This is a genomic window from Thiomicrorhabdus xiamenensis (assembly GCF_013282625.1).
In the GTDB taxonomy this organism is placed as follows: domain Bacteria; phylum Pseudomonadota; class Gammaproteobacteria; order Thiomicrospirales; family Thiomicrospiraceae; genus Thiomicrorhabdus; species Thiomicrorhabdus xiamenensis.
Window position 1 is genome coordinate 1437867 of sequence record NZ_CP054020.1, and the last position, 13962, is coordinate 1451828.

At 49.9% G+C, this 13962-nt stretch carries 14 protein-coding genes and 1 riboswitch; of the genes, 5 read left to right on the forward strand and 9 right to left on the reverse strand.

What is annotated here, in order from left to right; genetic code table 11:
* Positions 1–79: 79 nt before the first annotated feature.
* Genes thiS through thiC form a run of 3 tightly spaced genes read right to left on the reverse strand, consistent with a single transcriptional unit; the run spans position 80 to position 3354 of the window.
* Positions 80–277: a sulfur carrier protein ThiS gene (gene thiS, locus HQN79_RS06645; RefSeq protein WP_173285162.1), complete on the reverse strand. Its 198-nt coding sequence runs from the start codon at positions 275–277 to the stop codon at positions 80–82.
* Entirely contained in the window at positions 274–1413 is a 1140-nt protein-coding gene (locus HQN79_RS06650; RefSeq protein ID WP_173285163.1) for an FAD-dependent oxidoreductase, read from the reverse strand. The genes thiS and HQN79_RS06650 overlap by 4 nt, the downstream gene beginning before the upstream one ends.
* Positions 1414–3354 carry a phosphomethylpyrimidine synthase ThiC gene (thiC, locus tag HQN79_RS06655; RefSeq protein WP_173285164.1) on the reverse strand — a complete coding sequence of 647 codons (1941 nt, stop codon included), beginning with the start codon at positions 3352–3354 and terminating at the stop codon, positions 1414–1416.
* A gap of 162 nt (positions 3355–3516) precedes the next feature.
* Positions 3517–3621: riboswitch (TPP riboswitch) on the reverse strand.
* Positions 3622–3871: 250 nt separating this feature from the next.
* Between thiC and HQN79_RS06660 the strand changes: the two genes are divergently transcribed.
* The gene (locus HQN79_RS06660; protein ID WP_173285165.1) at positions 3872–4699 is read left to right on the forward strand and encodes a tetratricopeptide repeat protein; all 828 of its coding nucleotides are present in this window, start codon (positions 3872–3874) and stop codon (positions 4697–4699) included.
* 138 nt (positions 4700–4837) lie between these two features.
* A complete protein-coding gene (locus HQN79_RS06665; RefSeq protein WP_173285166.1) occupies positions 4838–5368 on the forward strand; it encodes a DUF3087 family protein in 531 nt (176 codons plus the stop codon).
* 86 nt (positions 5369–5454) lie between these two features.
* Here HQN79_RS06665 and HQN79_RS06670 read toward each other — a convergent pair whose 3' ends face one another.
* Positions 5455–6891, reverse strand: a complete 1437-nt coding sequence (locus tag HQN79_RS06670; protein ID WP_173285167.1) for a sodium-dependent transporter — start codon at positions 6889–6891, stop codon at positions 5455–5457.
* 52 nt (positions 6892–6943) lie between these two features.
* Between HQN79_RS06670 and murB the strand changes: the two genes are divergently transcribed.
* Both murB and HQN79_RS06680 read left to right on the forward strand, forming a co-directional pair.
* On the forward strand, positions 6944–7969 hold the full coding sequence (murB, locus tag HQN79_RS06675) for a UDP-N-acetylmuramate dehydrogenase (protein WP_173285168.1): 1026 nt from the start codon (positions 6944–6946) through the stop codon (positions 7967–7969).
* Between the two features lie 155 nt (positions 7970–8124).
* On the forward strand, positions 8125–8757 hold the full coding sequence (locus tag HQN79_RS06680; RefSeq protein WP_173285169.1) for an START domain-containing protein: 633 nt from the start codon (positions 8125–8127) through the stop codon (positions 8755–8757).
* A 7-nt stretch (positions 8758–8764) separates the two neighbouring features.
* On the opposite strand, the gene HQN79_RS06685 is transcribed toward HQN79_RS06680, so the two are convergent.
* Both HQN79_RS06685 and nagZ read right to left on the reverse strand, forming a co-directional pair.
* Complete coding sequence (locus tag HQN79_RS06685; protein WP_238843327.1) at positions 8765–9904, reverse strand: mechanosensitive ion channel family protein; 1140 nt, start codon at positions 9902–9904, stop codon at positions 8765–8767.
* A gap of 34 nt (positions 9905–9938) precedes the next feature.
* Positions 9939–11045, reverse strand: coding sequence for a beta-N-acetylhexosaminidase (gene nagZ / locus HQN79_RS06690; RefSeq protein WP_173285170.1), 1107 nt, complete (start codon positions 11043–11045; stop codon positions 9939–9941).
* A 141-nt stretch (positions 11046–11186) separates the two neighbouring features.
* Here nagZ and HQN79_RS06695 point away from each other — a divergent pair, with 141 nt between their 5' ends.
* Positions 11187–11630, forward strand: coding sequence for an MOSC domain-containing protein (locus tag HQN79_RS06695; protein WP_173285171.1), 444 nt, complete (start codon positions 11187–11189; stop codon positions 11628–11630).
* 26 nt (positions 11631–11656) lie between these two features.
* Here HQN79_RS06695 and HQN79_RS06700 read toward each other — a convergent pair whose 3' ends face one another.
* From HQN79_RS06700 to HQN79_RS06710, 3 genes are all read right to left on the reverse strand, one after another.
* Positions 11657–12418 (reverse strand): ABC transporter permease, encoded by a 762-nt coding sequence (locus HQN79_RS06700; RefSeq protein ID WP_338065230.1) that lies wholly within the window; start codon positions 12416–12418, stop codon positions 11657–11659.
* 84 nt (positions 12419–12502) lie between these two features.
* Positions 12503–13426 (reverse strand): nickel ABC transporter permease, encoded by a 924-nt coding sequence (nikB, locus tag HQN79_RS06705; protein WP_173285173.1) that lies wholly within the window; start codon positions 13424–13426, stop codon positions 12503–12505.
* Complete coding sequence (locus tag HQN79_RS06710) at positions 13423–13905, reverse strand: L,D-transpeptidase (RefSeq protein ID WP_173285174.1); 483 nt, start codon at positions 13903–13905, stop codon at positions 13423–13425. Before HQN79_RS06710 ends, nikB begins: the two co-directional genes overlap by 4 nt.
* Positions 13906–13962 lie beyond the last annotated feature (57 nt).

Below are 13962 nucleotides of genomic sequence, written 5' to 3' on the forward strand. Positions count from 1 at the left end.
TTCTGTAAAGATATGTTTAAGAGCCATATTGATAAACACTTTCTTAGCCGTCCTGAAAAGCTTAGTTAGCTCAGCTTCCCTAGCCACCTTGAATCGCACTGACGACTTCAACCTTATCCCCGCCATGCAAAATACGTTGTTCGTGCTCGGAATTCGGGACAAATTCCTCGTTCAGCATGACCGCATAAGGCATTCTTGCTCCGAACAGAGACAAAGCCGACTGCAGAGTCTGCCCCTCTTCAAGGACCAGTTCATGACCGTTTATTTCAATTTTCATAACGCCTCCCGAAAAGCATGACCATTGTCAGCGCCCTGCACCAGTTCTGGCAAAGCACCCAGATAACGCCCATCCATCGGTTGATCAAGTAGATAGCTGCGACACAGATCAACCAACACCGGAGAAAGCAGATAACCATGACGAAACAGACCGTTAAGACTGATGACGTTACCGTCCACCCGCATTTGCGGTTCGTTATGCAGGTATGCCGGTCTCAAGCCCGATTGAATCTGCAGAATTTCCGCCTCGGCAAAACCGCTATGCACTGAAAAACAGGAAGAGAGCAACTCCAATGTCGAGCGCACCGTCGGCTGACGCTGATCCTGAGTTTCAATCTGAGTCGCCCCTATCACGAAATGATGGTTCGGTTTCGGAGCGATATAGATCGGATAACGGGGATGCATTAAACGTACCGGACGCCGCAAGGTGACCTGCGGTGCATGCACCCGAGCCACTTCCCCGCGCACACCGCGCAGATCCGGCTGAGAATCTTTGCACGCGCCCAGACCGCGACAATCAATAATCCAGTCATAGCCTTTTCGCAAGTCTCCATTAATCAGCAACTCAGATTCAATCAGTTGCACAAAAGCTTCTGTCTGCCAATTAATGTTCGCATGCGCTCGCAAAACATCACCGAGAACGGCAAGCAGCTGACGGTTGTCTAGCTGCCCTTCATCCGGAAGGAACAGGCCTTGTGCAAAACGCTGATTGATCTCTGGTTCGAGAGTGGTAATCTCCGCACGATCAATCCGCCGGTAATGATCCCCTTTTAAGTTTTTCTGGAGAGTCTCCAGACTGGCTCTGTCCTGTTCGAAAGCAAGCAAAAGCGAACCATTGCGTTGAAAAAAGACCTTCTGCGGTAAAGCCTGCAAAATCTTCGGCCACAGCTCCAGCGCAATCTCTCCGAGCTGCATAATGCCGGTTCCGCTTTCTGCGGATTCCGCCAAAGGCGCAAGCATTGCTGCCGCCAGATAAGCCGCGCTCAGTTCTCCCCGGCCATCATCCTGATCAAACAGATCGATCTGCATCTCGTCTTTGAGCGAAAACGCCAAAAGACGCCCTATAAGACCGGCGCCTAAAATGGCGATTTTAGGCTTACACCCTGTATGCGCAGACCGATCGATTCGGCCACTCATTTACGCTTCCTTCTGATAGATTTCACTACCAGCTTCGACAAACTCCTGCGATTTCTGTTTCATTCCGGCCTTGATTTCGTCCAGCGTAATCTCGGTGATCTGTCCGTTATTACCGGCCGCTTCCTGTTCAGCCGCATAGTCGCGAACCTCTTGAGAAATCTTCATCGAACAGAATTTCGGACCGCACATCGAACAGAAGTGCGCCACCTTGCCGGATTCCTGCGGAATGGTTTCGTCGTGGTATTCGCGCGCGCGCTCCGGATCCAACCCCAAATTGAACTGATCGACCCAACGGAACTCGAAACGTGCTTTGGACAGCGCGTTATCACGGATTTGCGCACCCGGATGGCCTTTTGCCAAGTCTCCGGCATGGGCCGCAATCTTGTAAGCCATCAAGCCTTCTTTGACATCGTCCTTATTCGGCAGACCCAGATGCTCTTTCGGAGTGACATAACACAACATGGCGCACCCATACCAACCGATATTGGCGGCACCGATACCTGAAGTAATGTGATCGTAACCCGGCGCGATATCGGTGGTCAGCGGCCCAAGGGTATAGAAAGGCGCTTCACCGCACTCTTCAAGCTGCTTATCGACATTTTCCTTAATCATATGCAGCGGAATATGCCCTGGGCCTTCGATAATCACCTGAACATCGTGCTTCCAGGCGATTTTGGTCAATTCACCAAGCGTTTCCAGCTCGGCAAACTGCGCTTCGTCATTGGCATCGGCAATAGCCCCGGGACGCAGCCCGTCTCCAAGCGAGAAACTGACATCATAAGCTTTCATAATTTCGCAAATCTCTTCGAAGTGCGTATACAAGAAGTTCTCCTGATGATGCGCCAGACACCATTTGGCCATAATCGAACCGCCGCGTGAAACGATGCCGGTGACACGTTTGACAGTCATCGGGATATAGCGCAACAAGACACCGGCATGGATCGTAAAGTAGTCAACCCCCTGCTCGGCCTGCTCGATCAGCGTATCGCGGAATATTTCCCAAGTCAGGTCTTCGGCAATCCCGTTCACTTTTTCCAGCGCCTGATAGATTGGAACCGTTCCGATCGGCACCGGCGAATTGCGCATAATCCACTCACGCGTTTCGTGAATATTGCGGCCGGTCGACAGATCCATTACCGTATCCGCGCCCCATTTGGTGGCCCAGACCAGCTTCTCGACTTCTTCGGCAATCGATGATCCGACCGAAGAGTTACCGATATTGGCGTTAACTTTGATCAGGAAATTACGTCCGATAATCATCGGCTCCGATTCCGGATGATTGATATTGCACGGAATGACCGCACGACCACGCGCCACTTCGTCACGCACAAATTCCGCGGTAATGTCCTGAGGAATACTGGCACCGAAAGATTCGCCGGCATGCTGCTGACGGATCATCTCGTCGCGCACCTCTGCACGCTTCATATTTTCGCGAATCGCAATGTATTCCATTTCCGGCGTGATAATGCCCTGACGTGCATAGTGCATCTGAGTGACATTCTTACCCGCTTTGGCACGGCGTACTTCGGGAAGATTTTCAAAGCGGATGTGGTCCAGCCCTTCATTGGCCAGACGTTCTTGAGTAAATTTGGAAGTAACCGAATCCAGAACTTCGGTATCGCCACGTTCGACTACCCATGACTGGCGCAGTTTCGGCAGACCTTTGTATACGTTAATAGCCACATCTGGATCGGTATAAGGACCGGAGGTATCGTAAACGCATACCGGCTCGTTTTTTTCCATCAGCGGATTGTCTTCCGGCCCGGAAACGTAAGTATCACTCAACGTGATTTCGCGCATGCCGACTTTAATCGGATGCAGTTGTCCGTCAACATAGATTTTTTGTGAATTGGGAAAAGATTGCCCGGAAACGTTCTGGATAAACGCTTCGGCTGCCGCACGTCGTTCGCGACGATCAGTCGTTTTGTGGTTTGAACTCATTTTCTTGCCTATTAATAATTAACGATAAATTTAATTAGGCGAAGAACTCGATAGACATCTAAATAGAGGAAATGAAAAACCTTGGATTCGAAAGAATCTGAGTAAGGTGTCACTGACAGAATTGTCTTCAAGAAATTGAAAACAGTCATGCAGTACTAAGGTCTCATTCTGACGATTGTTCCCTTCGCTGGTACTAACCAGATCAGGTTCAACGGATCCCGCTTGCGCGATCTCAGCCTATGTCTAAAGGCACTCCGACAAATTTGCCGATCAGTATAGCGGGAAACTTTGGGAATTCAACCACTAATTTGCAAGGCACTGATAACAATACCCTTTGTTCCGGCTGATAAGTAAAATGTAAACACATGCCATTTAACGGCAAGAAGCGATTGTTAATCCATAACGAGTCCGTTATATTAACTAGCAGTTTTTAATCGCATTTTTCAGCATCAACACCGGTAAGTGCCGTAATTAAAAGACCTTTGCGGAAACCATATAAACACTACAACAGAACTCTATGAAATTACTTAGCTCTCCCAACACCGACAATCATACAAACTCACGTTTTTCCGTCATCGGAAAACTGCTCACCGCACTGAGCGTCATGCTGATCAGCCAGCAATTGTATGCTTTCAACCCCAATGCCTGTCTGAATACTTTTCAAGGCGAAGCCCTGAAGATTTGTCAGGCGGCAATCAAAGGCGATCCGAAAGCCCGTTACCAACTGGCGCGAATCTACGGCGATGCAATGAATTCCCGTAGCGTCGACTATCAGCAGTCATTTCACTGGCATCGCGAGCTGTCGCGTCAGGCGCTGCGTCAAGAATTGCAGGATCCGATCTACTCTCTGGCGATGTATAACACCGGTGTCATGTATGCCGACGGCGTCGGCGTCAAACGCAATGCAAAAAACGCCCTTTTCTGGTTTGATAAAGCCGCTAACCGCGGTGAACCTTTGGCAATGACCCGCTTGGCAATGCTGTATGAACAAGGTGCTCCGGGGATCAGCGCGGACTCCAACAAGGCACGTAACTGGGTGCAAAAAGCCGTCGACAAAGATAATCCGCAAGCCAAAGTCATTATGTCTAAATGGATTCTGGAAGGGAAAATCAATAAAAACCCGACGCAGGCCATCGAGCTTCTCAAGTCGGCAAGTGCTCAGAACTCGCCGCAAGGCGCGTTTGCTCTGGCGAATATGTATGCGACCGGATATGAGCAGCTGGTCAAACAGGATCTGATTAAGGCGAAACAGTTCTACAGCATCGCCTGCAGCCAATATGTGTTCGAAGCCTGCAAACGCTATCACGATATCGACACCACCGGAAGACTGGAAGGCGTCAAATAAAACCTTCCTCTCCTGCGCAGACAACATCGAACCCCTGTCGTGCAGGAAAATTCCTGCCGAATAGCTGACAAATTTCAAATTCTCTCTAAAATAGCCGTCTGTCATTAATGGATTAACAAACAGGAAAACGGAGCGGCTATGTTTCAGATCGAACCTATCGACCCAAAGGTCTATCGTAAAAAATCACGTAACGCGACCTTAATCATGATGGCTATCTTTATTGTGATCGGCTTTATTTTTGCCAGCCTAAGCGTTCACTACCTCGGGCCTTACAATAATAACCATCTGGTTCTGAACTTTTTGGGTGCATTTGTCGGTCTGCTGATCACCGCGTTTATCGTCAAGACGTTTATGGCCGACAAACCTTTTATGCACGAGGCAATGTACGGCTTTCGCCTGAAACGTAATTTGATGCATGTCACCAATCGTTTGCGTCATATTCAGGAATCGGCACAGCAAGGCGATGAGCAAGCGATGAAAATTCTGCGCTTCTACCATCTTGGACTGACGCAAATGCACAAATTCGATCAAAACAGTTCGGCGTTGCTGGATATACAGCGAGAGAAAGAAGAGTTGGAAAAACGTATGTCGGATCTGGGACTGGAATTAAACCAGATCGAATTCGATCCTGTCTGGACTCAGGACTATAAAGAAAGCAGTCACGACTAAAGCAAGCGGCATCATTTCCAGAGAGCCCTAGGCCGCCTCGCCAGGCGCTTTTTTAAGACTGCACCCTGGAAAGATTTCACTGCGGCTTAGGCCAAACGACTTTTTCGCTGCCAGATATAGGCGGAATAGAGCATCAGAGTGATGCCGACCATAATAACGGTACTGTCGGCGGCGACCAGATTGGAGGCAAACACCACCATTACCGCGACCGGTGCAATCCACTTGAGATCGAAAACCAGCAGTTTCATCCATAAAGGCGCCAACTTCAACTGATCTTCACGTACCTGATCATTCATAACCCAGGCGACAAACACACACATCAACATTCCGCCGAGAGGAAGCATGATATTGGTGGTAATGAAATCCAATGTTTCGAAGATGTTGCGTCCGCCCAATACATCGAAATCTTCCCAGCGGTTGAAAGAGAAAACCGTACCGATCCCGATAAACCAGATCACCGATCCGAGCAACCACGCCGCCTTGGAACGCTTCATTCCCCAGCTCTGCTCCATCCAGCTCAAGGCCGGTTCAATCAACGAAATAGCCGAGCTCAGTGCCGCCATCACCACCAGGGCGAAAAACAGTGTTCCGAAAAAGACACCGCCCCACATCTGACCGAAAGCGACCGGCAGCGTCTGAAACAGAAGCCCCGGTCCGGAGCCCGGTTCCATGCCGTTGGCGAAGACAATCGAGAAGATAACCAGACCGGCAAGCAGTGCAATTAATGTGTCTGCAGCCGCAATCCACAGACCCGCCTTAATAATCGACTGTTTTTCACCCAGATAAGAGCCGTAAACCATCATTGCCGCCATCCCGATACTCAAGGTAAAGAAAGCGTGGCCCATCGCAATCAAAACCGCTTCCCAGCTAAGTTTGGAAAAATCCGGACTGAACAGAAAGCTGAAACTCTGGCCGAAAGCGCCGGTGGTGGTCGCGTAACCGAGTAGAATCAACAGAATAATCAGCAAACCCGGCATCATAAAGTTAATCGCTTTTTCGATGCCGCTGCGAACGCCTCGCGAGGCAATCATCACCGTCGCAATACTGACAACCGTATGCCAGAACAGGAGTTCATAAGGGCTTTGCAATAATCCTGAGAAATGTGCGCCGACAGCATCAGATGAAATCTGATCAAAACTGCCCTGCAAACTGCTGATGAAATAGGCGACGCCCCAACCGGCGATCACCGTATAAAAAGAGAGAATCAGGACGCCGGCCAGGACTCCGTTCAGCCCGAGGAGCCACCAGAGTTTCGAGGCTTTGTGCCGTCGCGTAAGGTTGGCCATGGTTTGCAGGGGGTTGGCACCGCCGGAGCGGCCAAGAAGAAATTCGGCGATCAAAACCGGAACTCCGATCAGCAAAATACAGATCAGGTAAACTAAGACGAATGCACCACCGCCGTTTTCACCGGTAATATAGGGAAACTTCCATAAATTTCCCAAGCCAACGGCCGAACCGACGGCGGCTAAAATAAAGACTGTCTGGGATGACCAAGATTCCTTAGAAAGATTTAGTTGCCCCATAAATATTCCTTTATAATACTCCCCTACTGCGGAATCATTATACACAAATGCTATGCACATTCAGGCCAACTACTCCCTACTCAAACACAACACATTTCATGTCGATGTAAGCAGTCAATACTACGTCGAGATCAATAAGCAGAGTGATATTCTGACCCTGCGAACCGATGTAAAACTGGCCTCACTGCCTTGGCGAATTATCGGCGACGGCAGTAATCTCCTGTTTACCCATGACTTCCAGGGTCTGACACTGAGATGCAGTTACAATAAAATCCGCGTCGTCAAAGAAGACAACGAAAACGTCTGGCTGACGGTCGGTGCCGGAGTCAAGTGGCACGATCTGGTTAAATATAGCGTCGAAAACAACTGGTGGGGGCTTGAAAACCTTGCCCTGATTCCGGGCTCGGTCGGTGCAGCACCGGTTCAGAATATCGGGGCCTACGGTGCTGAAGCACAGGATGTGATTACCCGCGTGCAAACATTGAACGTATTTGACGGCCAGCATAGAGAGTTCCGCAATGCCGAATGTAACTTCGGCTATCGCACCAGTATCTTCAAACAGGAATACATCAACCGCCTGATGGTATTCCGCATCACGGTTCGACTGAGAAAATTTGCCAGCGGCAAACCCAACCTTTCCTACGAACCTCTAAGAGACTCTTTCAGAGACATTATCAATAAAGACAGTATCACGCCGAAAATGGTGTTCGACCGCGTTGTCGAAATCCGTAAGCAACGTGTTCCGGATCCTGCCGTAGAGGGTAATGCCGGAAGCTTTTTCAAAAACCCGGTGGTCGATGCCGACTATTTCAAGCAACTTCAAGAACAGAATCCGGATCTGCCGCACCACAAAATGCTCGACGGAACTTACAAGATTCCCGCAGCCTGGATGATCGAACAATGTGACTTGAAAGGTAAACATATCGGCGCGGCCGGTGTTTCCGCACAACATGCGTTGGTCATCGTCAACCTTGGCGGTGCCAAAGGCAACGAACTGGTCGAATTGTCTCAACAGGTTCAGGAAGCCGTTAACCACAAGTTCGGTGTCTATCTGGAACCGGAAGTCATTATCCTGTAACCCCCCGTCATTCCTTAGTTTTCAATAACTTATTCTAATCGAATAAGCCCTTTCTTAAGACTTATCATTAAATAATATAATCATTTACTTATATTATTTTGCGCAACTTTTAGATATAATCATATCAGTATTTTCTTATATAAGAGGTTTCCGCAATGACTTTACGACAGTTTATGACTGCGGCTGCTATCAGTTTATTCTTCTATACCGGGATGGCTCAGGCGTGGCAGGAACAGACTACCGTTGATAATAACGATGTGCGCGTATGGACCAAAAAAGTTGAAAACTCTGAATTCAAGGCGTTTCGCGGCGAGGTCACCATTGCCGCCCCGATTCAGCAAGTGTTTGATTTTATTTCCGATACGCCAAAAGCCAAAGAGTGGTATTTCAACACTCTGGAAGCAAAGCGTATTAAACAGACCGGAGACAAACAATTTTTGATTTACAGTGTGACCAACGCCCCATGGCCTGTCAGCGATCGTGACAGCGTAACCCAGGTCACCGTCGACGATGCAAAACAGGACGAAATCACGATCACTCTGCAAGCGAAACCGGATGCGCTCCCGTTAAAAGAAAATAAGGTACGCATTACCGAATTGAACGGCTTTTGGAAGCTGCAGAAAATCAATGACAACACGACTCGGGTCATTTTTGAAATGGCGGCACAGCCCGGCGGACTATTGCCGAGTTGTTTGGCCAACAGCATGGCGGTAGACATGCCCTATCAGTCTTTGACCAACCTCAAGGCGAAGCTTGAGCGCCACCACACGACTGCGGCCAACTTTTAATCCAGCGTCAGCGTTGCTCTGACGCTGAATCGCTTGCCGCAGTTTCCACCTCATCCTTCTCGATATACAAAGTGCGTGTCGGGAAGGCCATCTCCGCACCATGACTCTCAACGATTTCACTCACTTTCAGTAGTACGTCCTGCTTAATCTCGTGAAACAGAATCCAGTTGGTGGTTTTGGTAAAGGTATAAATAAAGAAATCCAGTGACGAAGCGCCAAAACCATTGAAATTAACAATCAAGGTTTGGTTAGTGTCAATTTCCGGGTGATTGAGCAGCATACTGCGCACATCATCGACAATCAGTCGCATTCTCCCGACATCGGCGTAACGGATCCCCATGGTTTCTTTAATCCGCCGGTTGGTCATACGCGACGGATTCTCGATCGAGATATTGGCAAAAATCCCATTCGGGATATACAAAGGACGCTTATCGAAAGTACGCACCGTCGTCATACGCCAGCCGATATTTTCAACCGTCCCTTCGATATCTTTATCCGGCGAACGGATCCATTCGCCTACCGTGAATGGCTTGTCCAGATAGATCATCAAACCGCCAAGCACATTGCCCAACAGATCTTTGGCAGCAAAACCGACGGCAATCCCCCCGACCCCACCAAAAGCGAGCAACCCGGTCATACTGACCCCGAATGCACTAAGGAAAAACAGACCTGTCAGAACAAACGCCAGTAGCTTGATGATTTTAGCCAGCGCTTCGACCGTCACTTCATCCAAACGATCGTCTTCTTTGGCTACGTCTTTGAGATGCAGCTCCAGACGCTGTACCAGACGAATCACAAACCAACCGACCGACAAGGTCAGAATGGTCGACTTGAAGTCGGTAATATATTTAATCAGTTCGACATAAACGCCGACTTTGAGTATCAACGTATTTAACGCCAGAACGGTCCCGGTGACCCAGATAAAAAAGGAAGCCGGCGAGCGCGCCGCATCCACAAAGCTGTCCAGCCAGATTTTTTCTCGTCTGACCAGCTGATTATGCAGAACACTCAAAACCTTTCTTTGAATCACATCGGCCACCGCCGTTGCGGTTAAGATCAGCGTAACCATCAGAAGCCATACCTGTCCACCGAACAGCATAACCAGATATTCCCAGAGTTCCATTAAGCTTTGCATGCCGAATGTCATTGATTAGACCTTTATGAATTGATTTAATTGGAAATTAATTTAACAGTGACGCGGAAAACTCGCCTGCAGTGTTATCTGTGACATGTTTTTCCGCCCAGGCGTTGAGATGATCCACGGCCTGTACCGCAGCCTGCCAGAGAGGTTCATAGCGCAGTTTATGAATCTGGTGCTGATGATGCGCATGCAGACGAATCAGTCTGGCGTGACTCAGAAGATCGCCGACCCATTGCACTTTGGCCAACACCTGATCCGCAGCCTGAGGATCGTTACAGACCAGAACCAGATCGCAACCGGCCTGCAAGGCGGCCTCGACTCGCTGGGTAACATCGCCGTATTCAACGGCTGCCTGCATGGATAGATCATCACTGATAATCGCGCCTTCAAAATGGCATTGCTGACGCAAGACTCTCTGTAACCAGAATTCGGAGAAGCCCGCCGGCTTGGAATCCACTTGAGGATAGATGACATGTGCCGGCATAATTGCATCCAAACCGTTCTCAATCAGACTCAGGAAGGGTTGCATATCCTGCTGTTGAATCTGTTGCAGCGTACGCGGATCAATCGCTGTTTCAGTGTGCGTATCGGCCTCGATAAATCCATGCCCCGGAAAATGTTTGCCAACCGACGCCATTCCCGCCTGTTTCATACCATTCATCAAATGCAGTGCCAGTTCACCGACCTCTTTCGGCTGCGCCGCAAATGCCCGGTCGCCAATCACCTTGGAACCGCCATAATCAAGATCGAGCACAGGCGCAAAACTGAAATCGACACCGACACTTAGCAATTCGGCAGCCATTAGCCAGCCGATCTTATGAGCATAATCAAGCGACGCTTTCTTGTCTTTTTGGTATAAAGCGCCCAGCAGACGCATAGGGGGAAGATGGGTAAAGCCCTGGCGGAAACGCTGTACCCGACCGCCTTCATGATCGACGCCTATCAGTAAACGCGGATGCCGTAATTTATGAATCTCCGTCGTCAGAGCCTGCAACTGCTCGACCGATTCGAAATTACGGCTAAACAGAATGACGCCGGCGACTTTCGGATCAAGCAAGCGTTCCCGCTCCTGACTGGTCATTGAGGTGCCTTGCAGATCAACCATGATCGAACCTAAGGACATCGCCTTACCGGCTTGATTTACCATACAATTCCTTTGCATCTTGTTTTGTTATTCATACCGTTTACCTGTGCAAATTCAGCTGCGTTTTTCATCCTACTGTCATCGGAACACTTTAAAATAGTAAAAATTCAACCCGATGATTTTACCCTATACGGAGTTTTTACCATGCCGAAGTTACTGGCTATAGCAACCCATCAACAAAGTCGAGGCCCTATTACTCTTCATCAGCACGCTTTTGTCAATACCGAAAACGGGCTTGGGGACCATCAGGGAAATAAGCGCGCCAGCACCAGTATCACTATTCTCAGCCAAGAGGCCTGGCAACAAGCCTGTGCACAAGCCGGAGCCGATATTGACTGGCAGGAACGCCGGGCCAATCTGCTGGCTGACCAGATCGATTTTTCACCGTCGGATATCGGCCGTCAACTGCAAATCGGTAAAAACGTTATCTGCAAAATCACCCGAGAAACCGATCCTTGTTCGAGAATGGATGAATTGGCGCCCGGATTAAAAGCTGCTCTGACACCAGACTGGCGAGGCGGCGCACGCTGCGAAGTCCTGCAAGGTGGAGAAATTCATTGCGGCGACGATATCCACTGGCTGGATTAATCACAATAATCAACAGGCACAAGCGCTTAAGCTTTATGCTGATGACGTCCTTTGACATCCAGATAGTCACGTAACTGATCACCTAACAGATTGACGGCCAGAACCAGCAGCATAAGCGCAATTCCCGGCGCCAACACCAGATGAGGTGCCACCAGAAGGTAACGGGTTCCTTCTTTGATCATATTCCCCCATGACGCTTCGGGCGGCTGGACACCCAAGCCCAGAAACGACAGTCCTGCCTCGGCGATGACCGCACCGGCAATGCCGAAAGTGGCTTCTACCCCGAGCGGCGCCAGAATCAACGGCAGCAGGTGACGGTAAAAAATCCGGTAGTTGGGAACCGCCAAAGCTTTTGCCGCCAGAATATGTTCGCGCGAGCGCAGACTCAAGGTCTGTGCACGTGCCAGACGGGCGAAGCCGACCCAACCAACGACAACCAGTGCAAAGATGACATTTTCGATTCCCGGCCCAAGTACCGCCGCCAGCGCAATGGCCAGAAGCAGACCGGGAAAAGCGAGAAAGACATCGATAATTTTGGTCAGAACGCGGTCTATCCAACCGCCGTAATAGGCACTGACAATACCAATAGTGGTACCAATCATCGCTGAGAACACGACCACACTCAGCGCCACCATTAACGAGGTCTGGGCGCCGAGAACCACTCTTTGCAACAATGGACGGCCGAGTTCGTCGGTACCGAGAAGATGTTCGCTACCGGGCGGAGTCAACAGCAGGTTCAGATTGACCTGGTTAGCGCCCTCGCCGATAAAAAACGCGGACACCGCCATTAGGAGCCATAGAAATACAAGAAGAAAACTGAACTTACCAATCATCCCTAATCACAATACCTATCGTTAGTAGCCGATATTCCTTTATTTCGCCAGACGGATCCGCGGATCGAGCCAGGCATACACCAGTTCCGTCAGACCGTTGATACTGATATAGGCGACACTGATGACCAGAATACACCCCTGTACAACCGGATAATCGCGCCGCTGAATCGATTCGACCAGCAGATTGCCCAGTCCTGGCCAGTCGAAGACTACCTCGGTAATCACCGCTCCGCCCAACAGGGTTCCTAATTGCAAACCGAGAATGGTGACTACTGGCAGGAGCGCGTTGAACAGAGCATGCCGGCCATACACCTGAATCGAAGACAAGCCTTTGGCCTGCGCCGTACGAATATAATCTTCATGCATCACTTCAAGCAGAGAAGCGCGTAACATACGCGCCAGAATGGCGGCCAAAGCCGTCCCCAGAGTCACCGTTGGTAAAACCCAGGACCAGGGTTGCTGTGCGCCGCTGACTGGCAACCAACCGAGCCACAATGCAAACACCAGGATCAGCATCGGCCCCAACCAGAAATTCGGAATGGAAACCCCCAGCAGAGAAACGCCCATGGACAGATGATCCGGCCACCGGCCTGCGCGCAAAGCGGCCCAGATTCCTAAAGGGAAGGCGATTAGAATGGCCAGCAAGAGCGACATTACCGCCAGGTGAGCCGTTAACGGGAAACGTTCGCCAATCAGATCGGCAACCGGCTGCTGATAAAATAACGAGCTGCCTAAATCGCCTTGAACAAGACCGGTAAGATAGTGCCAGTATTGCTGCCAGATCGGCAGATCAAGGCCGAGCTGCGTTCGCAGCGCCAACTCGTCTGCCGGAGATGCCCAGTCACCGAGCATGACGGCAACCGGATCGCCTGGAACCAGATGCAACAGCATGAAAACCAGCGTTCCGACGATAAAAGAAACAAACAGAACCGATCCGAGCAGACGCAGAATAAACCCGATCACAGAACAATCTCCACTTCGGTTCCGTAGCCAACCTGATCGAAAAGTTCCACAATATCGGCATTGCGCATACGGATACAGCCGTGCGATAAAGGAACGCCCATCGGTTCGCTATCCGGGGTTCCATGAATATAGATATAACGTTGCATGCTATCGACATTCCCGAGACGGTTGATACCCGGCTGCGTTCCACATAACCAGAGAATACGGGTCAGAATCCAGTCGCGTTCGGGGTATGCTTCGGCCAGATATTGCGAATAAATTTCTCCAGTTGCCCGGCGCCCGACAAAAACCGTGTTTTCAGGCTGTCCGGCACCGATTTTGGCGCGAATGTAATGCTTGCCGATCGGTGTCTGCCCCGAATTTTTAAGATTGCCCGGACCTTTGAGAGCTGTACTGACCAAATAACGTTTAAGCACTCGACCATCTTCTGTTAAATCGAGTTGCTGATCTGCAATGGAAACCTGAATCGAAAACTTCAAACAACAACCACCTGCCGGACAAATTCAACAAACACGTACGGGCGGCTATAAAATTGC